General features: G+C 57.5%; 28 protein-coding genes and 1 pseudogene. 5 read left to right on the top strand and 24 right to left on the bottom strand.

Going from position 1 to position 19,280, the window contains the following annotated elements:
* Nucleotides 1-6: 6 nt before the first annotated feature.
* From B5G40_RS13655 to B5G40_RS13610, 10 genes are all read right to left on the bottom strand, one after another.
* Nucleotides 7-1,317, bottom strand: coding sequence for a phage major capsid protein (locus tag B5G40_RS13655; protein WP_242959440.1), 1,311 nt, complete (start codon nt 1,315-1,317; stop codon nt 7-9).
* Nucleotides 1,318-2,022, bottom strand: a complete 705-nt coding sequence (locus B5G40_RS13650) for a Clp protease ClpP (protein ID WP_087400048.1) — start codon at nt 2,020-2,022, stop codon at nt 1,318-1,320.
* A complete protein-coding gene (locus B5G40_RS13645; RefSeq protein WP_087400046.1) occupies nt 2,015-3,238 on the bottom strand; it encodes a phage portal protein in 1,224 nt (407 codons plus the stop codon). Before B5G40_RS13645 ends, B5G40_RS13650 begins: the two co-directional genes overlap by 8 nt.
* Nucleotides 3,235-3,462, bottom strand: a complete 228-nt coding sequence (locus B5G40_RS13640) for a hypothetical protein (protein WP_087400044.1) — start codon at nt 3,460-3,462, stop codon at nt 3,235-3,237. The genes B5G40_RS13645 and B5G40_RS13640 overlap by 4 nt, the downstream gene beginning before the upstream one ends.
* Nucleotides 3,462-5,207, bottom strand: coding sequence for a terminase large subunit (locus B5G40_RS13635; protein ID WP_087400042.1), 1,746 nt, complete (start codon nt 5,205-5,207; stop codon nt 3,462-3,464). Before B5G40_RS13635 ends, B5G40_RS13640 begins: the two co-directional genes overlap by 1 nt.
* Nucleotides 5,200-5,685 carry a phage terminase small subunit P27 family gene (locus tag B5G40_RS13630; protein WP_158099548.1) on the bottom strand — a complete coding sequence of 162 codons (486 nt, stop codon included), beginning with the start codon at nt 5,683-5,685 and terminating at the stop codon, nt 5,200-5,202. Before B5G40_RS13630 ends, B5G40_RS13635 begins: the two co-directional genes overlap by 8 nt.
* A 205-nt stretch (nt 5,686-5,890) precedes the next feature.
* Nucleotides 5,891-6,256: an HNH endonuclease gene (locus tag B5G40_RS13625; protein WP_087400087.1), complete on the bottom strand. Its 366-nt coding sequence runs from the start codon at nt 6,254-6,256 to the stop codon at nt 5,891-5,893.
* A gap of 64 nt (nt 6,257-6,320) precedes the next feature.
* Nucleotides 6,321-6,527 carry a cysteine-rich KTR domain-containing protein gene (locus B5G40_RS13620; protein WP_087400038.1) on the bottom strand — a complete coding sequence of 69 codons (207 nt, stop codon included), beginning with the start codon at nt 6,525-6,527 and terminating at the stop codon, nt 6,321-6,323.
* 26 nt (nt 6,528-6,553) lie between these two features.
* A complete protein-coding gene (locus B5G40_RS13615; protein WP_087400036.1) occupies nt 6,554-7,348 on the bottom strand; it encodes a rolling circle replication-associated protein in 795 nt (264 codons plus the stop codon).
* Complete coding sequence (locus B5G40_RS13610; RefSeq protein WP_242959439.1) at nt 7,348-7,521, bottom strand: hypothetical protein; 174 nt, start codon at nt 7,519-7,521, stop codon at nt 7,348-7,350. The genes B5G40_RS13615 and B5G40_RS13610 overlap by 1 nt, the downstream gene beginning before the upstream one ends.
* Before the next feature lie 129 nt (nt 7,522-7,650).
* On the opposite strand from B5G40_RS13610, the gene B5G40_RS16965 reads away from it, so the two are divergent.
* Together B5G40_RS16965 and B5G40_RS13600 are read left to right on the top strand one after the other, a co-directional pair.
* Nucleotides 7,651-8,013 carry a hypothetical protein gene (locus tag B5G40_RS16965; RefSeq protein ID WP_206407253.1) on the top strand — a complete coding sequence of 121 codons (363 nt, stop codon included), beginning with the start codon at nt 7,651-7,653 and terminating at the stop codon, nt 8,011-8,013.
* A gap of 35 nt (nt 8,014-8,048) precedes the next feature.
* Nucleotides 8,049-8,225 carry a hypothetical protein gene (locus B5G40_RS13600; RefSeq protein ID WP_242959438.1) on the top strand — a complete coding sequence of 59 codons (177 nt, stop codon included), beginning with the start codon at nt 8,049-8,051 and terminating at the stop codon, nt 8,223-8,225.
* 538 nt (nt 8,226-8,763) lie between these two features.
* Here B5G40_RS13600 and B5G40_RS13595 read toward each other — a convergent pair.
* From B5G40_RS13595 to B5G40_RS13545, 12 genes and pseudogenes are all read right to left on the bottom strand, one after another.
* Nucleotides 8,764-9,168 (bottom strand): hypothetical protein, encoded by a 405-nt coding sequence (locus tag B5G40_RS13595; RefSeq protein ID WP_087400028.1) that lies wholly within the window; start codon nt 9,166-9,168, stop codon nt 8,764-8,766.
* 223 nt (nt 9,169-9,391) lie between these two features.
* On the bottom strand, nt 9,392-9,943 hold the full coding sequence (locus tag B5G40_RS13590) for a hypothetical protein (protein ID WP_242959437.1): 552 nt from the start codon (nt 9,941-9,943) through the stop codon (nt 9,392-9,394).
* A 37-nt stretch (nt 9,944-9,980) separates the two neighbouring features.
* Entirely contained in the window at nt 9,981-10,496 is a 516-nt protein-coding gene (locus B5G40_RS13585) for a DUF551 domain-containing protein (protein WP_158099546.1), read from the bottom strand.
* A 2-nt stretch (nt 10,497-10,498) separates the two neighbouring features.
* Nucleotides 10,499-11,980 carry a ParB/RepB/Spo0J family partition protein gene (locus tag B5G40_RS13580; RefSeq protein WP_143383423.1) on the bottom strand — a complete coding sequence of 494 codons (1,482 nt, stop codon included), beginning with the start codon at nt 11,978-11,980 and terminating at the stop codon, nt 10,499-10,501.
* Nucleotides 11,973-12,741 (bottom strand): annotated as a pseudogene (locus tag B5G40_RS13575) (ParA family protein). Before B5G40_RS13575 ends, B5G40_RS13580 begins: the two are co-directional and overlap by 8 nt.
* Before the next feature lie 12 nt (nt 12,742-12,753).
* The gene (locus B5G40_RS13570) at nt 12,754-12,954 is read right to left on the bottom strand and encodes a hypothetical protein (protein WP_087400022.1); all 201 of its coding nucleotides are present in this window, start codon (nt 12,952-12,954) and stop codon (nt 12,754-12,756) included.
* Nucleotides 12,951-14,417, bottom strand: coding sequence for a replicative DNA helicase (locus B5G40_RS13565; RefSeq protein ID WP_275533061.1), 1,467 nt, complete (start codon nt 14,415-14,417; stop codon nt 12,951-12,953). The genes B5G40_RS13570 and B5G40_RS13565 overlap by 4 nt, the downstream gene beginning before the upstream one ends.
* An 8-nt stretch (nt 14,418-14,425) precedes the next feature.
* The gene (locus tag B5G40_RS13560; protein WP_087400018.1) at nt 14,426-15,253 is read right to left on the bottom strand and encodes a helix-turn-helix domain-containing protein; all 828 of its coding nucleotides are present in this window, start codon (nt 15,251-15,253) and stop codon (nt 14,426-14,428) included.
* A 122-nt stretch (nt 15,254-15,375) separates the two neighbouring features.
* Nucleotides 15,376-15,549: a BOW99_gp33 family protein gene (locus B5G40_RS13555; RefSeq protein ID WP_206407249.1), complete on the bottom strand. Its 174-nt coding sequence runs from the start codon at nt 15,547-15,549 to the stop codon at nt 15,376-15,378.
* Between the two features lie 53 nt (nt 15,550-15,602).
* Nucleotides 15,603-15,746 (bottom strand): hypothetical protein, encoded by a 144-nt coding sequence (locus B5G40_RS16960; RefSeq protein WP_158099545.1) that lies wholly within the window; start codon nt 15,744-15,746, stop codon nt 15,603-15,605.
* Nucleotides 15,747-15,769: 23 nt separating this feature from the next.
* A complete protein-coding gene (locus B5G40_RS13550) occupies nt 15,770-16,213 on the bottom strand; it encodes a helix-turn-helix domain-containing protein (protein WP_087329928.1) in 444 nt (147 codons plus the stop codon).
* Nucleotides 16,214-16,252: 39 nt separating this feature from the next.
* Entirely contained in the window at nt 16,253-16,468 is a 216-nt protein-coding gene (locus B5G40_RS13545; protein WP_242959436.1) for a helix-turn-helix transcriptional regulator, read from the bottom strand.
* An 89-nt stretch (nt 16,469-16,557) separates the two neighbouring features.
* Between B5G40_RS13545 and B5G40_RS13540 the strand changes: the two genes are divergently transcribed.
* Nucleotides 16,558-16,950, top strand: a complete 393-nt coding sequence (locus B5G40_RS13540; RefSeq protein ID WP_158099544.1) for a DUF2513 domain-containing protein — start codon at nt 16,558-16,560, stop codon at nt 16,948-16,950.
* A 429-nt stretch (nt 16,951-17,379) separates the two neighbouring features.
* On the opposite strand, the gene B5G40_RS16955 is transcribed toward B5G40_RS13540, so the two are convergent.
* Nucleotides 17,380-17,553, bottom strand: a complete 174-nt coding sequence (locus tag B5G40_RS16955; protein WP_158099543.1) for a hypothetical protein — start codon at nt 17,551-17,553, stop codon at nt 17,380-17,382.
* A 326-nt stretch (nt 17,554-17,879) separates the two neighbouring features.
* On the bottom strand, nt 17,880-18,041 hold the full coding sequence (locus B5G40_RS16950; RefSeq protein ID WP_158099542.1) for a hypothetical protein: 162 nt from the start codon (nt 18,039-18,041) through the stop codon (nt 17,880-17,882).
* A gap of 150 nt (nt 18,042-18,191) precedes the next feature.
* Here B5G40_RS16950 and B5G40_RS13535 point away from each other — a divergent pair, with 150 nt between their 5' ends.
* The gene (locus tag B5G40_RS13535; RefSeq protein WP_087400014.1) at nt 18,192-18,524 is read left to right on the top strand and encodes a helix-turn-helix domain-containing protein; all 333 of its coding nucleotides are present in this window, start codon (nt 18,192-18,194) and stop codon (nt 18,522-18,524) included.
* A gap of 197 nt (nt 18,525-18,721) precedes the next feature.
* Nucleotides 18,722-19,222 (top strand): hypothetical protein, encoded by a 501-nt coding sequence (locus tag B5G40_RS16725; RefSeq protein ID WP_143383422.1) that lies wholly within the window; start codon nt 18,722-18,724, stop codon nt 19,220-19,222.
* Nucleotides 19,223-19,280 lie beyond the last annotated feature (58 nt).

Here is a 19,280-nt window from a genome sequence, read left to right as displayed (position 1 = left end):
TCCTCCTCACTTTCGGTCCGCCAGCGCCACAAAGGGGCTGCGGAGCTTGGTACTGTTCTTGATCTTCAGGGCATTGTTCACCTTGGGGGAGCCGTTGCAGCGGTACACCATGCGGAAGCAGTTCTGATCGGTCAGGAACTCCACATGGATGGACCAGTCCTGCTTGGCGGCGCCCTTGGTCAGCAGGATGTACTGGAAGGGATCCACCAGCATGATGTCGCCCTTGGTACCCAGGGCGGAGCAGCTGTCCTCAAACAGGACAGGCTTGTTCAGCACCCGCTGGGTATCAAAGCCGCCCAGGCCGCCCTCGGGGTTCCACAGGAACTTGGACTCGTCGCCGCTCTTGATGGCCAGCAGAGGCAGCTGCTCCTCCACGTCGGGGTGCATCAGCCATACCAGGCGGTTGCGGTTCTTGGGCATGGCGCTGGCCTGCATCTTTACGGCGTTGTTGCCCACAAAGGTGCCGTTGGGCTGAGACTGCTCCTTGGCCACGGTGATGAGGGCCTTGGAGTTGATGATGCCCAGAGGCTTGCCCACGCCGTCACCGGCAATCACCGCATCGGTCAGCAGCCGGTCAGCCGCCAGGGAGAAGCCGGTAGAGGCAAAGCCGGTCATAAAGGCCGCGTCCTGCAGCACTTCATCGGTGCAGTAGAGGAAGCCCATCATCTTCTCCAGATCCATCTTGAGTTCCTTGAACTGGGGCTTACTGGCATTCACTGCGGCAGCCTCGGCCGCCCAGTACATCTGCACGCCGCCGAATACCGACTTGCTCACGTCGGTCTCATCGGCACTGATCCACCGCATGGAGTTGGCCGCGCTGGAGCAGGTGTAACGGTCCAGGCGGTTGAGCAGGGGGCTCATCTGCACGGCGCTCTCCAGGATGGCACCGGCGAAGTCGGTCTGGATGGCAAAGCCGCCGTCCGCGCCGATGCCCTCGTTGGCGCCCAGCACCGCGTTGTTCACCTGCTGCAGCCGCTTATCCTCCACATGGTTCTTCCGGAAATTGTAGATGGCGGCCAGCTGCTCGCCGATGGAAGCAAAGGGCTTGTCCTCGCCTCCCTTACCCTCCTTGGGGACCTTGCCTTTGTCGTGCAGGATACCGTCATAGACGGGAACGGCATTCTCCTGGCTCTGCTTGGCCAGGCTCTCCAGGCTCTTGATCTGGTTGTTGATGCCCTCCATTTGCTCGGTGATCTTGTCCACCTCGTCATAGTTGCCATCATCAGCGAAGGCCTGGGCCTTGGCCAGCAGCTGGCTCTTCTGGGCCCGCAGGTCAGTGATCTTCTCCATAAAATCCATAGTCTTGGCTCCTCTCATTTAAAAATTTGCAAGCGCTCTCAGCCTTGCCAGAGCGCATTTTGCCTTTTCCTTTGCCTCGGTATCACGCCGCACCTCGTCCATGTGGTCCTGATATCGCTGCCTCATGGCGGCCGTCAGCCGGATTCGCTCGCCCACCGCCGCCACGAAGGCCGCCGGGTCCTCCTCCACGCCGGGCAGGCCCACGATCTCATCAATCAGTCCGTAGTCCAGCGCCTGGCTGGGACTGATCCAGATGTTTTTCTCCATCAGCGCGATCAGCTCCTCCCGGCTCTTGGCGCTGCTGTGGGCGGTATAGACCTCCAGCACGCAGTCCCGGGCATTGCGCAGCGCCTCCGCAGATCGGCGCATATCGTGGTAATCACCCTCTGCAACAGCGCTGGGATTGTGATAGCAAAGCAGGGCCCCAGGCTCACTCTGGATGACCTGGCACCCGGTAGCCGCCAGGGTGGCTGCACTGGCCCCATAGCCCTGGAACAGAGCCGTGGTCTTGCCCTGATACCGCCGCAGCATGGAGCGGATCTCAGTGCCCACCGTCATGTCCCCGCCGGGGGAGTTGATGAGCAGGGTCACCTCATCCCCGCCGGCCGCATCCAGGGCAGCCTGGATGTCCATGGGGGCCGTGATATCCCGAAAGCCCCACCAGCGCAGCACGTCGGCGGAATCGTTGTCCCACAGCTCTCCCCTGAGTGAGATGTCAACCATCTGTTACTGTCTCTCCTTTCAGCACGGACTCCAAGGAGCCCAGATTTTTTGTCACCAGGAACTCCTTCCCCAGTCCGCCGGGGATGGGGTTCAGCTCCTCTTTGGCCCGGGCATCATCCGGGCAAAATACAGAGTGCTCGATCAATTTCACGTAGAAATCCGCTCGGGTGGCAGGATCAGCCCGAAGCAGGGCCTCTACATTTCCATGGATGTAAACCCCTTCCCTCCGCTTGACAGGGTCCGGCAGTTTGTAGCTGTCCTCACTCTCCCACTGGACCACATAAGGCAGCAGGGTGTCTGTAACATAGTTAAGCCGCTGTTGAGCATTGCTGTTGTAACTCTCCTTGCCAGTCTGGAGCATATGTTTCGGGATCCCGGAAAACCGGCTGATCTCCTCCACGGTGAAGCCCCGGCTCTCGATGAACTGGGCGTCACTCTGGCTGATACCCAGTGGGGTAAACTTCATACTGTGGTCCAGTACCGCCACGGCAAAGGCGTCATCGGAGGCAAATGTACGAAACTCCTCCTTGACCTTCTGCCTGGTCTCCGGTTTGGCGTCGGTATCAACCTCCACGATGCCGGAGAGCCGCGCGCCGTTCTGATAGAATTTCTTGCTGTACCGCTGAGCCATGGCATCCACAGAAATGGCTTCCCGGGCCAGGTCCAGCATCCCGCGCCCCCGGATGCCGTCGTAGGTCTCAAAGTACAAAAAAGACAGCTCCGAGTTGGCAAAGGACTTGTAAAATCCATCCACGCTGTAGTCGTACCAATAGGTCCCGGTGTCTGCATCTTTTCGGATGGTGCAGCAGTCCGTGGGCAGAGGGATCCGTTGGACTACATGGCCGGTACTGTCTCTCCGGTTCCACACCGCGCCAAAGCCAAACCAAAAGGCGTTGGACATGGCGATTTTCCGCAGCATAAAGGGAGACATATAATCATTGGCACGCACCTTGAGCACCTTATTGAGCGTCGGGTCATCCACTGGGACCCGTGCGTCCCCGTCCTTCCGGTAAAGGCTGAAAGGGATCAGGCCAAAGGAGTTGGTCAGGATCCGGTGGGCCGCCGCCACCGGAGAGAGGTGTTCCGCGTTGGCCCGGCTGGCCTCTATGGCATCCTCGCTGGAAAAGACCCGCTGGAACCAATGGCTGAGCTGTTCCCAGGGGAGTGACGTCTCCTCCACCGAGGCCCTTGGTGTCATTGCCTGATTCAGAATCACTTTCTGCCACCTCCTCTGGATCTGGCCACTACCACGGCATAGACAGTCAGGCAGACGCCAGCCGTAGCCAGAGCTGCCGGCCGGCCGCCCAGATCAAAGGCCGCCTGCACAAAACACCCGCCGCCAGCTATAAGGAGCAAGTCATCCAGGTACAGCCCCAGGTAACCGATCACCGCCCGGATCACCTGCGCCAGCACAGGCCAAAAGTTCTTTTTCTCGTCCATTACAAACTCCAATCATCTGACATAATGTGGGCATTGATATCAGTACCGATGGGCATTCTGAGCAGGGCCACTGCCATAACGATGATCCAGGCCACTGTCATGTCGATGCGACCGATACTCCGGTTCTTCATGGGCTTCAGGTTCTCATTGCCGTCCACATGGCAGCGGACATTACCAAAGCACCACCGGGCGGCGGTATTATGCTCATGAAGCAGTTCATGAGCACGCATCAGCCGTTCCAGCTCCTTCATGGCCGGAGACAGTTCCTTGATGGTCTGTGGGATCTCCACCACGTTGATGCCCCTGTCCATCAGCCGCTGGGTCAGGGTGCGGCTCAGATAAGGGTCTACCCCCAGAGTGTCCAGGTTGAATACGCTGGCGCACCAGGCCACCGTCTGCTCAATCATGGAGAAGTCCACCATATCCCCGGGGCACAGGGTGATAAACTCCGCTCTGACCCAGTCCCGATAGGGTACATGGTCCCGCTGCTCGGCCTCCACCACCCCGTCCTCCGGCCGCCAGGCCCAGAACAGGGTCACCCAGATATCCAGTCCCTCCTGAGGCGGAAATAGCAGGGTAAGCGCCGTCAGGTCGGTGGTGGTGGACAGATCAAGGCCACCGTAGCACTTCTTGCCCATGAGACAGTCCCGGACGGCCTGCCGCCGATCCGTGACCTTAAGGCCCTGCCATTCCTCCCGGTTCCACTGGGTCTTGTCGTACAGTCCCAGGGGCAGCCAGCCCACTGTATGGGTGGCAATCCACTGATTGAGCCGCAGCCACCGGAAGAGCCGTTCCGCCGCCTCGCTCTGTTTAGCGGCCCTGGCCTCCCGTCGGAAGTCCCGCAGCTTCAGGTTGTGCCCCAGGCCTGGGTTGCAGGCGTACCACACCGCCTCGTCGTAGATGTCCAAGGCGGCGATCCTGTCCGGATCGTCGCCGGTAAGGACAGAAACGCCATACATAATGGGGCACCAGGCCGGGTCGTCGGTGTCCAGCTCCCGCTCGGGTTCCCCCCGCCGCCAGGCCAGGATACGCCGGCACTTCTCATGGATCTCCCAGCCGATGCTTTTCCGGTCCGGGTCGTCGCCAGCGGTAGTAAGGACAATGACCGCCTGCTGCCGCCGGGCGGCGTCCGAGCCTGCAGTGAGCACGTCCCACAGCCGGCGGTTGGGCTGGGTGTGGAGCTCGTCAAAGATGATGGCGCTGAAGGAGTAGCCGTGCTTGGACACGGCGTCGGCGGAATACACCTTGAGCACACCGCCATACCTGGTGTGGATCTCCCGCTTGGAATCCACCGCCCAGGCGATGGGGTCGTGCTCAGGCTGGCCCAGGCAGGTATGCTCCACCATGTATTTGGCAGCCTCGTACACCTGGGCGGCGTTTTCCTTGTCGGAGGAGAAAATGCCAACCTTGGGCCGCTTCTCCCCGTCCCACAGCAGGTGGTACAGCCCCAGACCGGCGGAAAACTCTGTCTTGCCGTTCTTCTTGGGCAGCTCGTCATAGAGGAAACGCCGGTACCGGCTCCAGCTGCCGTCCTCGTCCTGCTCCTGGACTCCGTAGAAGCTGCGGATGGCGTCCAGCTCCCAGTCCAACAGCCGGAAAGGCTCTCCCGCCCATTCGTTGGAGCCAAAGCACAGCAGGGAGAAGAAGTCCAGCACGTCCTGCACCGCCTGCTCGCTGTACCGCAGCACGGCGCCGTCGTCCGGGGCGCACACCGTCACCGGTCCCAGTTGGAGCAACTCAGGCACGGCGCATCCGCTCCTCCATCATCTGCTCGAAGGGGTTTTTCTCCTTGGGCCTGGCCCCCTCAGGCAGCACCAAACGGCACCGGCTGGTGATGGTCATGCCCAGATCGTTGGCGCAGGCCCGGGCCTGCTTGAAGTAAGTGTCCAGGATCTTGGTCGCCTCCTTGAGGGCGTCGCCGTCGTGGTCCGCCAGCGCTGCATGGACAATGGCAAGGGTCTGGGTATAGTTGGCCTGGGCCACCACATAGCGACCCAGAGCATCCCGGTCCAGCTGGGCCGCCCCCAGATCGGCGGCCAGCAGCTCCTTGGCCAGGGCCCGGAACTCCTTCCGGCAGTCCTCAGGCAGCCACTTGGGCACTCTCATGGTTTTAGGCTTGGGCAGGTCCACCTCCTGGGCAGCCCGCTGGGCCTTCTCGCTTTTGCTCAGGTGCTTCCGGCCGTTCCCCTCCAGCACACTCAGCTTTTGCCTGGGTCCCGGCATCTGACCGCCTCCTTTCTTCATCCCAGGCCCCGTTTTTCCGTGGGGAAAAAATCCCGCACGGAGGGGGCCGCACGGTCTTACACACTCGCCCGCCAAATTTTTCCAGGTCGGGGGGGCGGGTCACGGCAAGCCAAGGGCTTGCTGTGGGCGCACAGGCGCATGGCGCACCCACGCACACGCGCCCAAGCATCCACATGGTAGGTCCTTAACGGCTGGTCCTTTTCCGCCGTTTTCCCGCCTGTTCCAGCGCCGTTTTACGATCATGGCAGCGCTTACACAGGCTCTGGAGATTGGCCCGTTCGATGAACCTGGCCCAGTCACCACAGTGGGGCTCCACGTGATCCACCACCGTGGCCCGGGTGCGGATGCCCCGCTTGGCACACTCCCGGCACCAGGGCTCCAGCAGGAGCTGGGTGGGCCGCAGGTCGTCGGTCCAGACGGGCAAGCTGTACCAGGCGTGGTACTCCGCCGAGGCCCGACGGGCCGCCGGCTTTGGCTTGTGCCTGTCACAGTAACCCTCCCGGGTGAGGGCGGAGCACCCAGGGTGCCTGCATGGTCGGAGGGGCTTCATGGCCACGGGCTATCACCTCCGGGCAAAACAAAAAGCCAGAGCCCGACCACATCCCACGCTGGAATCATGTCGGGCTCTGGCTTTCAAAGCACTGGCCTCTGTCGATGTCTACCGTCACGGTGCGCTTGCAGTTGCGGCAGTAGACGATTAAGTTTTGCGCTGCCGTGTCCATCTCCACCCGGAGCAGACGCTTGCGGCAGCCGGGACAGATCAGCCATCCGTCCTTCACGATTAGTTTACCACACTCACGGTCCATTTTCAACTTTTTCACTCGCTTTCTATGAGCTTTTTTACTTGTTACACCTGGTTTCCAGACCGAATAAAGACGCGAGGGCTGTTCTGTTGTCGCTTGCGCGGCGGCCTGGTTCCTTTCCTCTCCTTTCTCACTGGCAAATAATATTTGATGGTGGTAAACACCCCGAACTCATTCTCCACCGGCGGCGGCGAGCTGAGAATGATGGCGCCCGGCGGTGCCGCTACCGTTATATTGTCCTTGACGATCTCGCTCTCCACTTTGGGCTTCTTCAGCCCGATAGAAGATGCCCAGGTCCGTGCGCCGCTTTCCGCCTTTCCGCACTCCCGGGGCTCCTTGGTCAGATACTTGGCCAGGGCCTCGTAGCCCTCCCACAGGTCCAGCGTCTCCAGCTCCACCTCTCCGTAAGGCCACAGGGAGCGGAGCACCTCCAGGTCCGCCCCGGTTCCGTTGAGGATCATATGGTGGTGAATCCGTCCGCCTTCGGCGCTAAGCTGCTCGGTCACATAGATGTACTTGGTCTCCTGTTCCCTGGCTTTCCGGTGGGCCCGCAGCAAGCGGATCATCTTCTTGAGACACTTCACAGCCTCCGGCCTGGACTCCGGTAGATGATCATCGTCGTAGGTATAGACCAGGTGGAGGTCCCGGCGGGTGAAGTTGGTGGCCAGCTCCACCTCCAGTTTCTGCCACGATCGCTTCAGGTTCATCCGTTCCTGGGCGGCGGAGGAGATCTCCCGCAGGGCCTGCCGCTCTCGGTCAGAGCTGCGGGGCGTCGGGATAGTGTAGCAGCCCACGATCACCAGCCGCCCGGCGGTGATGGTTTTGATCCGTTTGGCCATCACCGTACCTCTTTGAAGCGGTTGATATAGTGCGTCATCCAGACTTCCTTCGGCTGGCGCAGGGAGATCATTCGATCCCGTACCAGCTTGTCCATCACCCGACCGATGCTGGGCTGGCCGTCCATCTGGGCCAGCTTCTCCAGGTTGGCAGCAGTCTGGGCCGTCACTAACACAGATATTCGTCGCAAATTTTTGTTTTTCATTTTCCTTCTCCCTCCTGCGTGTCCCGCTGATCAAGCAGGGCATTCAAATGATCTATGTTTGCCAAGGCTGCCTCCATATGCTCTGCTGCATTACACAGGATGGCACAGCCATGCACGGAGCAGTTATGTTCAAATCTACAGCCCAAGCAGACCATGGACCCTGTTTCCACTTTCATTCGTTTTACCGCCCGGAGTGTTGTCAAAAAGTCCATCGTGGTCAATCTTCCCACCCCCTTTTCTGCGGATAACAACATAGTCCTGGGCAAGCTATCACTGGAGGTGATTCGTATGGAATCCACTTACAGCGATCGATATGCCAACCTGATGGAAGACCCGGCCATGGAGGCCTATTTTGTCCAGCTGCCCGGATATATCCAGGCGCAGATCCGCGCCCGCAAGCAGCAGCCTGCCACTCTGGAAGACCTGAAACGCATGGCCGAAGAGGTCAAACAGCTGTTTTAAACAAAGAGTGAGGTGATACGATGGCCAAGCAAGGTATGGCACGTCCTGATGTGACCCACACCCAGCCTCGCAATACGGAACCTCCTGTTCCCCAGATCCAGGGCAAAGCCAAGCCCGGGAAGGCCAAGGCCAACCCCATCGTGGCGGGCACCTCCGGCCCCGGCCTGAAGGTGTACCACCAAAAGCCCATTACCGACCAGGAAGAGTTGTAATGGTATGTGTCAAAGTGCCGCCCCGCTGTGGGCGGCACTTTGCTGCTCCGGCTCTCTGCCGGGCGCCCCGCTTCTCCTACCACTACCCCGCGTTGGGACGCAGGCCTTCGGATCAGCAGGGCCCCGACCAAAGAGAAAGAGAGAGGTCCGGGTGAGTGAGCGCTCTCACCCGGCAGAGAGCCGGAGCTGACAGGTCTATTCCACCTGCTGCGGCCGTACCAGCCACCAGAGGACGCTGTCCCCGTGAGGACATACACCGTCAGCAAAATCGCACTCGTGCAGATCGCAGTGTCTGCCGTACTCATCCGTTCCCTTCACGGTTGGGCAACAGTCGCAGCAGGCAGCCTTGAATGCCCGCTCCCAGGGCACACGTCCATAGCAGACACTGCTAAGGAAAGTCGCCAACTCCTGGTCGCTCATAGCTCTGATCCGGTCGGCGTTGGTAGTAATAAGCCTTCCGCTTGCAGGGCACATAGTACACGGCTTCCCATCGCAAGCAGATGGTGGATTGTGCCTGCAAAAACTGCACACGTCTAATCTATCCAAGCGTAACCCCCGCTTCCCGTCTCATTTCTGCCAGCATACCGAGCTGGTCCTCCAGATAGTGGACCTCCATACCAGTCACCTTGGATGCCTTCTGTCGAAGCTTTTCAAAGGCATACTCCTCGTCCACCTCGGTCCGCATCCGTTCCAGTTCGTCGGTGTTCTCCTGGAGGGCTGCAAAAAACTTCTGCATTCCCTTCGGTCCATATCCGTAAGCGTCCGAGATGGAGCACACCATCAGCCACATGGCCCGCTGGGTGTGGGCGTCGGCCTCGGCCTGCACGGTGGCGTCCCGGGCTGCCTTTTCGATCCCGGCCCGGATGGCCGCCTGCCGTGCCAGCACCTGGGCGTAGTTCATACCTCGGGGCTTGCCCGAATGATAGCTTCGGTTCTTACCCATAAATATCACTCCTCTTTCTGCCATTCCTCCCGGGTCTTCCCCTGTAAATACATACACTGTTTCGGCATTACCAGGCGTGTATGAAGGCAGCACCGGGTGTCCCATCGGTCGAACCATCGCCCGCCGTCCGTCCGGTGAAGCGCTGGGGCATCGCCGCAGCAATTGCAGCAAGACTGCCCCAGGCACCTGGCCGAGCATGGCTCGAGTGGGATGATCTGTCTGCTCATTTCCAATTTTCCGACCTCTTACAGCGTTCAAACTCGATCACCCACACCCAAGGGTTGGCATCCCAGCCGTATACGCTCCAGTCTGCAGGCTTTACCGTTTTGTCCCACATAATTTTGAACCACGATGGGCCAGATGGCGCGAGCCTCCCGGTTTTAGCGTTATAGGCGTATTCGCAGCAGCCTTCCGCATCGATCTGTTGCGGTGTAATCCACTGCAGACGCTCCACCCGCACGCTGGTCACCCGCAGGAAGATCCGGGCGGCCTCCCGGGGCATATGGATGGACGGTCTCCATCCAAGGAACGATAACGGATTTTCATTGTCCGCTCTGTAGAGGTATTGGCCAGTTTCCACCCGGCTCCAGGTCTCCCGTACCCACAGGATGTCACCGGGCTGATATGGTAGCTGGACAACCTCCTCTGTCCCCTGGATGGCGAAATACCCAGGCCAGCAGCTATCTTTCGTCATAGGAACCGGTCTGCCATCCGGCTGCGGCTTCACCACCCGGCGGGTGACGGTTTTCCGGCCATCCAAGATGGCCTGAACCATCTCTGTATTGAATAAGATAGGGGATATACTCACGCCCTCACCCCCGCAACCGCTTTTCCAGCTCGGCCGGCGGGCTCGGCAATGGCATCCAGTGCGTGACTTCCGGTCCTTCCCATTCCGGGTATTCATTCAATATCCAACCCTCATCTCGGAAATAACCAGCCGTCATAATTGCTCCATGTAAGGTTATATTTTCGTGTGGCTTCCCAAAAACAATTACCAGCACGGTTTCTCCATCTTTTTCATCTTCTGGTAGCCGTTCCTCGACACTCACCCACACCTCCCGGTGAATGTTGGCGGGAGGGTAGGCGTAGGCAATCCATGCCCCATAATCGCAAAGGTTATAGACTACACGCCCGACAATGGCATCATACTCATATTCCCAATACGTAAAAACATGGTCCTTCCCGACATAGGCCCATCCAGCCACGGTAAAGTCCTTGTCCGGGGACACAATCCATACCCACTTCCCACGCATCGCCCGCAACTGCTCTATAGTCAGCGGGATCTTGTTCGTGAGATCAGAAAAATGATCTTTAGAATTCCGTTCCACGCTCATTCCTCCTTCGGAATCGGCCACCAGGCCACACATTCCGCCTCCAGCTTCTCGCCCTGTACCCATCTGCCAGGGAAGCACCATCCACAGGATGCAGCATCCCAACGGACGATACTGCGGACCAGATCCTCCGCACCGTCCAGCCGGAATCGCCCTACTGCCATCTGACCATCTATTTGGGGACGTTCCTGTCCGGGAATCCACTTCAGAGGTAGCCATCCCTCTGCAGGAGGAACAATGGCATGGTTGAGGTCCTCGGTCATCCCAAGCAGATAATCGCTGGAGCAACTGAGCTGTCTTGCAAGATCAGCCGGATGGTCAAATTTGTCCAGATCATTTCCATAGAAATACCGCCCCAGGAAATCCCCAGCAGCATAGGACCGCAGCTCTGCCACTGATATTGTGGGCCTGTAATCCTGGATTTTGAGTTCCACCTCGTCCTCCAGCCCCGCCGCCTCAGCCGCCCGCAACAGCCGGACAGCACTTGAGCAAATCTCATCCTGGAACTGCTTCTGGCGCTTTTGCTCCCGTTCCTGCTCCCGCTCTCTGGCCTCATCCCGACCGTCCTTGCGCAGGGCCTTGGCTTTGGCGCACATTCGCTCACACGCCCCATATTGGGTGGTGGCTCTGGAACACTGGAGGCAGCAGGTCTTGCCCTGGCAAAGTTCATAGGCCATGCACTCAGCGTCATGCCGCAGAAAAGCGTCCCCCCTCTGGCAGGGTTTCCCGTTGGGGCAGGTAAAGTCCGGCTCCCAGGTGCATCCCTTCTGCTGAAGTTCCAGTATCTCCTCTGACCTTCGTCCGCGTGGGGCCTCGCCCTTCAGCACGCGATGGAGACGAGCCTGGAAATCATCCGGCATCCGTGCCAATGCATATGCAGTCTGCTCCGGCAGCCTGTCCGCCTCAAATTCCACCATATACTCCGGGATCAAGTGTTCCCGGATCACCTTCAGCCGGGCCAGTTTGGGGGCGGATACGTTGCAGGCCGCCGCCACCTGGTCCCGCATCCGGCCGGGGAACTCATAGCCCTCCTCCTTCAACTGGTAGAGGAGCACCTCCAACTGGGCTGTCTGTTTCATTTTCTCGGCATTGGTCAGCTCACGGGCGGTGGAGTTGGCCAGGATCAGCTGGAGCTGGGCCAGGTGCTGGTTTTCGTAGGTCCGTACCAGGCAAGGGACGTTCCTCATACGCCCCCACTGCTCCGGATCCTCCTGCAGAAGCAAGCGGATGGCCGCCCATCGCCGGTGGCCGGAGAGAACGGTGTAGCGCCCCTTCTCCGCCGGCATCACCACCAGGGGCTGCTGAAGTCCATCCATGGCGATGGAGTCCGCCAAGGGCTCCAGGTTGCTCAGGTCGTAGAAGTTCCCCTCATTCTGGTCCAGCAGGTCAATGTCAATATGCTGAAGCTGCTCAGATGTGTCCAACTTGGACACCGCCGCCCCCACGCTCTTGGCGAAGTCGCCGATCTGGAATTTACTCACCTCCAGGCACCTCCCAAAACAGTTCCTTTGCCAGCAGCCGGTAGTCCCGGCTGGCTGCGCTGGTGGTGCTGTAGTCAAGAACCGGTTTATTTTGAAACGTACTCTCCGGAACTTTGTCGGTACGGCGGATCGTCTGCTTAAACACAGGCAGAGGCATAGACCGGAGCAAGGCCTCCCCCTGCTCTACTACCGGGGAGTTGTGCCACTGATTGATCAACACCCCAGCCACCCGGATCTCCGGTCTGATGTACCGCAGACTGTCGATCTGCTCCACCAGGTCAGCCACACCTGTGGAGGAACAGGCATCGGACAGCACCGGGATGATGACGGCGTCGCTGGCCAGGATGGCTGACACGCAGGCAGCCGACAGGTTGGGCGGGCAGTCAATGACCATCACGTCATAGGCCCCATCCTCCTCCAAGGCATCCCGCATATTCATCACCGCTCTGTATGTGTGTGCCCCCTTATCCGCTTCCAGGTCCAACGCCCACAGGTCAGCCGATGCCGGCAGCACATCCAGGCCGGGCACATCGGTCTGCTCCACCAGTTCGTCATAGCAGATACTCAGCCCCCGCAGCAGGGCGCCCAAGCCAGCATACTCACCGGGGGGGCAGCAGAATCTGAGTGGCGTTTGCCTGCCCATCGGCATCCACCAACAGCACCCGCAGCCGGCAGCTGGTTGCCAGCACATAGGCCAGATTGACGGCGGTGGTGGTCTTCCCTACCCCGCCCTTTCGGTTCACGATTGCAAACGTCTTCATGCACGAACACTCCTATCTGTTTTCCATCGGGAAGCACTCCCGGATGGTCTCATTGCCCACTTTGGCTTCCGCCATGTAATACCGCCGGGCCGGATGGATGTAGACGATCCGGCCAGTCACCGACCGCAGCTTGCGCATTTTGTTGGCCCGCTCGCCGCTGAGCTCATACTCAAAGGCCGCCGGGGTCCATGTGATCTTCTCGCCTATCCTCATGCTGATCCTCCTCCAGAGCCTGGACTGCCAGAGTCAGCGCCTGGGCCACCTGCAGGTGATCCACTGGGAAGCTGCTGGCCCGTGCCAGGGCCTCCCGGCGCAGGATCTCCAGCCGCAGCAGCTGGGCCGCTCTGGCTTTGTCCATGCTGGTCTCCTTTCTCGCGGAATGGATCGTCCGGATCCTCCATGATCTCTGTGAACTGCACCTGCTTGTACTCCGGCTCCCGCCGTTTCCTGGGGGCTGGAGCGTCCACCACCGACTCATACAGCCGCTGATGGGCGCCGTCAAAGGCCAGATAGATCTTGCCGGTCTCGCCCTCCTTGTTCTTGGCGATGTGCAGGATCCGCCGGCTATGTGGGGTGTCCTCCTCCTTGTAGAGCAGCATGGCCACGTCTGCATCCTGCTCGATCTGCCCGGACTCCCGCAGGGAAGCCAGGGTGGGGGCCTTCACCCCGTCCCCGCCCTTCTCCGGCCGGGACAGCTGGGACAGGGCAACCACCGTGATACCGGTGCTCTGTGACAGCTGGTGCAGCCCTATGCTGATCCCGGCCACCTCTTCGGCCCGGCTGCGCCTCTTATCCCCCTGGATGAGCTGTAAGTAGTCGATAAAAATGGCGTCATACCCCCGGCTGAGGGCGGAGGATCGGATCTCATCCACCGTCATACCGCTGGCAGGCACCCACTCCAAGGTTGGCTGGATCAACCGCTTGGAGGCCATCGCCAGGGCCTTGTAATCATCCTCAATCAGCTCAGAGCGCTTGATCTTGCCAAAATCCAATCTCATGTTGTGGGCAATGAGTCGGTCCTCCAGCTTGCCCGCACCGGTTTCCAGCGAGTAAAAGCCCACCTTCCGCCCCAGCTTGGCCCAGTGCCAGGCGAATTGGATGGCCAGCAGCGTCTTACCGGCGGAGGCATAGCCCCCCAGCACCACCATGTCGCCCCGGTCCACAAAGAGCCGGTCATTGAGCTTGTCCAGTCCCCAGGTGAGATACTCCTTCCTGGTCTTGTGCCGGTCGTAGAAGTCCAGCAGGGCCTGCTCCATAGTGACGTAGCGCAGCCCTGGCTTGTCCACCATCATGGCGTTGCCGTCGGCCATACATTTGGCTGCGTCATCCAGGCTGCCCGCCTGGGCCAGCCGCTCTCCCAACAGACGCAGATGATACAGCTTAGCCTGCTCCTTGAGGATGGGCACATACTCCCAGACATTAGCCGCCGTCGGGGTCCGGTCCATCAGGTCAATGATGTACTCACGCCAGGGTTGCTGATCCGACGCTCCCAATCGATGGAGCACCACTATGGGGTCAGGTTTCTTTCCCTCCGAAAAGAGCGTCCGGATCACCTGAAAGGTCATGCGGTGGGTGGGGCTCACAAAATCTTCGTCACGGACCTCGGCCAATATCTCCCCCACTATACTTGGCTTGATCAACATAGCGCCTAAAACGGCCTGCTGGGCTGCCTCCATGTCCTGGATCACCATACCGGCACACCATCCCCCTCAACCACCCGCTGGGGTGGCGGCTGATGCTGTGTCTGCACGCTCTTCCGCTTCTCCGTCCACCGGCGATCCCGCAGCCACCGGAATGCGTAGGGGATGCCCCGGCCTTCCCGCCAGTCCTCACACTCCAGATGCCTCTTGAGCCCCACCGCTATGTCGTGGAGAAGCGCCTCTTCCGATCCATACCGCTCCACCAGGTCCTTGTCCTTTGGCAGCTTGTCCCACTGATCCACCGCCTTGGCCCTGTCCTCATCTCTGGGGTAGGCACCCCAGAAGCCCTCAAACCGCTCCGGCAGCCATGTGGGCACCGACTTGGGCCGTCGCTTTTTCCGCTGGGGCTTTTCCCCCGTTGGGGGACTATGGGGGTTTATTAAGTCTTTATTTAATATATCTTTATTTAATTGCGTCGGATTTTCCAACGATGGTTTTTCCAATGTTGGCTCAACCGTCATCGGTTTTCCCGACAATGGTTCTTCTTCCACCATAGTCGGGTTTTCCGACAATGGCTCAGCCTGGTCCCGGATGTTGTAGATCACGCCGGTGAACTTGCCACCCTCGCCATGGGAGCGGGTGCGGGTCAGATAGCCCGCTTGTTCCATCTCTCCCAGGGCGGAGCGGATGGCATCCCGGCCGCAGCCGGCCACCGTGGCCAGCCCGGCCACGCTGTAGTCCCAGGTCTCCGGCAGGGACAGAATGATGGCAAACAGCCCCTTGGTCTTGAGGGACAGCCCGGTATCCCGCAGGATGCCGTTGGGCAGCACGGTGTACCCAACACTGCGCTGGACACGGATCACATCAGCCATTTTTCATCCCCTCCCCTTGTAAAATCCAGCTAACTGTGGTATGATAATTATGGTTTTCATGCACGAAACCATCGTTTGGCCTCTCTGTCTGCGCCCACAGACAGGGGGGCCTTTCTTTTTGCCTAATCATGAGACGCACCCCGTTCTCTCTGTTCCCGGATGGCGCGTCCATCCCGGATAAATCCCAGGATCATCCGCAGCACATCATCCGGCAGAGTATGGGTCTCAAGGTATGTACTCAGATCCTCACAGATAGAGCCATCCGCCATGATATTGGTCACCTTGACCTTGCTCATATCGACCATTGCGCGCCACCTCCTTTTTCCATTTATGCTGCCGCCGGGTTGTCCTATCCCACCCAGTTGGGCATCCAGTTGGGCAGACCTGCGGCGATGACGAACACGGCCAGCAGCCTAGCGCCGCCCTTAATGGTCTCCAGGTACCACTGGCGCCGTTCCCGGCGGGTCATGGCCTCCCACTCACGCTTGGTCATACATCGATACCTCCTTTGATGTGTCACTCATCGCAGAAACGCAGCTCCAGATAGCTTTGAGCAAGATCTCCCATTGCCTCAACAATCTCGTTATAGTCTTCCTTCTCCTCATGATCGACTTGATTATCTTCCGTAATCTCCAGCAGCCGCTCTAATGAGTGTTTTTTGATGAACCGGTTAACGCGGTTGGCGAATCGAATCGCTGCCTCCATCCGGGTGCGCGGCTGGATCATCGGGATGATACTGGCCGCCAACTCGTCGTGTAGATTGACGTGCTGAACCGCCAGCCACTGGGTATTGTAAACAGTCACCATCCGGGATACGACATGATTGGGCGGTATCCGTTGGCCGGTCTCGTAGGCCCGCACACTCTCCACGCTGATACACAGCCTCTCAGCTGCCGCTTCCTGGGTGATATCGGCTACAGCTCGTGCGTTTTTATAGATATTCCGGTAGTCTCCCGGCATGGTTATCTCCTCCTGGTTGGGTTAAAATGCTTACGGGGATCAGCTGGCGTCCCGTACTGTCTGGCTGGGGAGCTTACGCCCCACAAGGGTATCCAGCGAAACCCTGAAAAAGTCTGCCAGAATCAGCGCCGTTGACAGAGACGGTGTCCGCTTTCCCTTCTCCAACTGACATACCAGAGCGGGAGAGAGCCGTGTTGCCCTGGCCAGCTCCAGCTGGGACAAGCCCATTTGCTCCCGCAACTCTCTGATCTTCACGTTTTCCCTCCCCTCCTGTTGTTCTTTAACCGCTTATGTGGTATGATTTACAAATAGCAAATCACCATATCTGCAAAGGATGGATTGCAATGCGACTAAACCCTGACTGTGTCCGTGAAGTACTTCTCGCAATAGAAGACGCTGCACTTGGTGATCATATTTCTCCTGCGACACTTCATCGTTCCTTGTCCCAATATACGGAAGAAGAAATCGAATACACTTGCCTTGTCCTGAGTGACGGAAACTTTTTGCAAGTTATGACCATTCAACTGCCGGGACAGGAAAGGCCAGGCGTTAAGTCAATCATTCGATTGACGTTCCAGGGCCATGAATTTATTGCAAAAATCCGTGACCCAGAACGCTGGCCAAAACTTAAAAAAGCTGTTTCCACAGTGCGGGATTACTCCCTGTCTGCCCTGAATGCCATCGCTGACGGTGCTTCTGCTGCCGCCATCAGTACTTTGGTTTTCGGCCGGGCCTAAAAATCTCATCAATCACTTTTCGGGTATTCGCATGAATCTCTTTGTCTGTTGGAAGAGGATACCCTCGATCTCTCCAACAGTACAGGATCGTTTTGATTGTCACCCTGGAAAAGAACAAACAAACAGCGCAGACGACCGTGGTAATGCCCAAAATCGCAGTCAGCATTTTATCCACCCCCTTCCTGCTTGCCGGACAACCTGTGGTTTGCTACGGGTTAATGGTGATTTTTCAAATTCCTCCCAACGAAAGGAGGTGAGGAAAATGTTTTGCCCGTTTATCAACGGAGAGTGCCGGGAAGATTGTACCTTCCGGCACCTTGCAAGATCCAGTACAGGAGGCATGAAAAGCAATACCTCTCTGTGTGTCTTGGCTATTGCAGCAGATCAGCTGGATCAGTACATCCTGATGCGGACCATGGAAGCTGAGGATCATAACTCGTAATCCAGGCCGGGGACAAACTGCACTGCTGCGGTCCCTTCAATGGTTCTTCCACATCGGAGCAAAATGGCTTTGGCCTGCCGCACAGTGCAGTTTTCCTGCTCCAGCAGTTGGATGATCTTATCATGGATTTCCGTCTGCTTTTCAAACGTCAGTTCTTCCACCTCCGCTCACCCCCTTCCTGCTTGCGGAGCAACCTGTGGCTTGCTGCGGATTAATCATAAATTCTCAATTGAGGTGTAGCGTAATATGAAGGCTCGATTTTATCTTCACTTTGAGACAAAACCGACGTACGCCGAACTGGAAAAGCTGTTTCAAAAGTGCGAGGAATATGAACCCGTCCTAGGCACATCTTACTTGATCTCTGTACACTTAGATGATTTTCATGAGCCATTTCGGGACATCGTCCGGGATTGTTTCCCGCATAGCCGTTTTGTGTTAGCAAAGGTCAGCAACTTCTATGAATACACCGAGTGTCCATACATCAAAGTTACGTGGGGGCCGACTCATTGAACAACTCCAGCTCATCCATGAGTTCCATAAATTTCCCCACCAGTTCTTGTGGGATATATGCTTCTCCGCAAATACGGGCACTGTTCCACTGGAGTTCATAACTGACTCGCCCTAGCACGATGGCGGGATAATTTTCCATGTTTTTCTCCCCCCTTCCTGCTTGCCGGTAAACCTGTGGTTTGCTACGGGTTAATCATAAATCCGTAATCACGTATTGTCAACCAAATAATTCGTAATTATTTATTTTATACGTAATTACCAAATTCTTTATATATAGGAGTTGGTGTCAATGGACAAAGACTTTTTTGTGCAAAAGGTCAAGTTCCTGTGCCTACAAAAAGGAATCAAACCAACAAATGCTTGCAAAGAAAGCGGTGTTGGAGGAAGCTTTTTAAGTGACATCAACCGTGGGCAGGTACCCTCTGTGGCCAAAGTTCAGATGCTGGCTGAGTATCTGGGCGTTACCACCAGCGACTTGCTGGGTGAAAAAATATCGCCCGTCGGCCTACCGGCCAACGGGCGTGAAGAAGAATTTACTCAGTTGTTCAGCCAGCTCACGCCGGATCAGCAGGAGCTTGTTCTTGCTCAGCTAAAAGGGATCGTAGACGCGAAAGATAAGTAAGCTGCTGCTCCTCGGAGAGCTGCCGGAACAGTTCCAGCGCCTCAGTCATGATGTCATTCTGTACCATGAACAGGCCCCCTTTCAAAAAGTATCGTCCACCTATAGGTGGAACAGGCCTGTTTGTTGTACGTTTTGGTACACCGAAGGAAGAAATTTGTCGAAAAATATTTTACCTGTGTGAAATGGGGGTAAATACTATGAAAAAAGTATATACCATCTTGGTCTGTCTTTCTTTGATCTTTCTATCCTCCTGTAGCACATCGTCGGGAATACACATTGAAAATGGCGCTTACAGTTGCACTCCACAAGAATTCATTGACGATTTAAACCAATTTTTTGAGGAAGCTAATGTGCCATTTACAATACCTTCCTATAAGAATTCTGGAGATGAGATTCCCATTGGAGATGGCGGGAAGGTTTCTTTAACTCTCGATGCAACCGATGACGGACGATTGAACAGGATTCAGCTAGACTGGTATATGGCTGGGATTTCTGAAGAAGAATCTCTTGCATCCGCTATACTTGCCGCTAGGATTCCAGCCTTGCTATCCCCAGCAAATTTTGAGGCTGTAGGCGACGAACTCAATTTCCTTCTATATTCTGATACCTATTATTACAGTACAGTAGTAGACAATGGAACTTATTATGATTATAGTGTTCTCAAATCTGTTAATAGCCTAGTAGCAAAGCCAGCTTAGCCGATCTTTAATTAAAAGCATGGAATTAGCCCACAAAAAAGAGAAAGAGGAGTGTGTG

The organism is Flavonifractor sp. An9, from assembly GCF_002161245.1.
GTDB classification, from domain to species: domain Bacteria; phylum Bacillota; class Clostridia; order Oscillospirales; family Oscillospiraceae; genus Flavonifractor; species Flavonifractor avicola.
This window is presented reverse-complemented; position numbering and strand designations above follow the sequence as displayed.